Source organism: Bartonella sp. AA2SXKL, from assembly GCF_042197205.1.
Lineage (GTDB): Bacteria > Pseudomonadota > Alphaproteobacteria > Rhizobiales > Rhizobiaceae > Bartonella.
The window spans coordinates 1-1,021 of sequence record NZ_JBHIRN010000067.1; the positions used below are offsets into that span (position 1 = coordinate 1).

Genomic DNA, 1,021 nt, shown 5'->3' on the forward strand with positions numbered 1-1,021 from the left:
TGCGGCTTTTATTGCTGCTTCACCTGCCGCTTTTGCTGCTGTGCGTTCTGCACCTTCTGCCAAAGCAGATTGCACCGCCCTTTCTCCTGCTGCTAGAGCTTTACTGGTTATTTGTGCTCCTGTGGCACCTGCTCTGCTTCCCAAAAGCACATCGGCCCCAAGAGCGGAACGCGCAGCAGCAGGAGCGCCAACACCTGGTATTAGAAAAGGAATTGCTGCCCCCGCTAAATTCCCCAGAAAAGATAGATAAGAATGATCTCGGTTCGCCGCCCTTTGATAATCTCTCCATCGCTTTGTCACTTCATTATATTTTTTGATTACCTCTCCATCTCCTGTCAAAAGATCCCAGAAACCTGCTAATGCTCCTGCGGCTTCATCATCATACCCCATGGTTAACCCGTGAAGAGCTCCCCATCCAAAAGCACCCGCAGCACTTGGATGTGGATCATCTTCCTCTGTTATACTTTTATTTTCTGTAAGAGAACCACTCAGCCTTTCCTTATTTTTTGAAAAAAGCTCTTGAAGCTGTTCTGGTGTATAGTCGCTTATATGCCCAATGACTCTTGTGTTTTTACGATTAATAAGAGGGGGGATTACTTCAGCCATTGGTTTGTTTCTCCTTAATGCGTCCGTCACTATCAATAAACAGTATGCCTTCCGGCAAAGCCTCTATCTGTTTTTCTAGAGAAACATCTGACTGCGTATTATTTTTCTTATAAGCATCTTCCCCATAGGCTGCTCGGACGAGTTCGCTTGTTGCTTCTGCACCACCAAAAAGAATTGCGCGCGTTGCCGCATTCGATTTATTGAAAGTATCGATAACGGTTTTTAAAGATTTCTTCATTTGCTCTGCAGAAAGATCTTGATACAGTGCTGCTACAGAGTTTTGCAATGCTTGCAATTCCATATTAGACAAATTCCCAAAGCCAGATGCGCCATTTGGTGAAAATGCTTTCGCTTTTCTCAAGGCATCAAGCCCGATACTTGCCTTCAATGAATCGAGCATATGCCCAAAATCTTT

General features: G+C 44.8%; 2 pseudogenes. Both read right to left on the reverse strand.

Features of this window, described 5'->3' with window-relative positions:
- Positions 1–606, reverse strand: a pseudogene (locus ACFINS_RS09770) (hypothetical protein); the annotation flags it as partial.
- A pseudogene (locus ACFINS_RS09775) lies at positions 599–1,021 on the reverse strand (hypothetical protein); the annotation flags it as partial. The pseudogenes ACFINS_RS09775 and ACFINS_RS09770, both read right to left, overlap by 8 nt.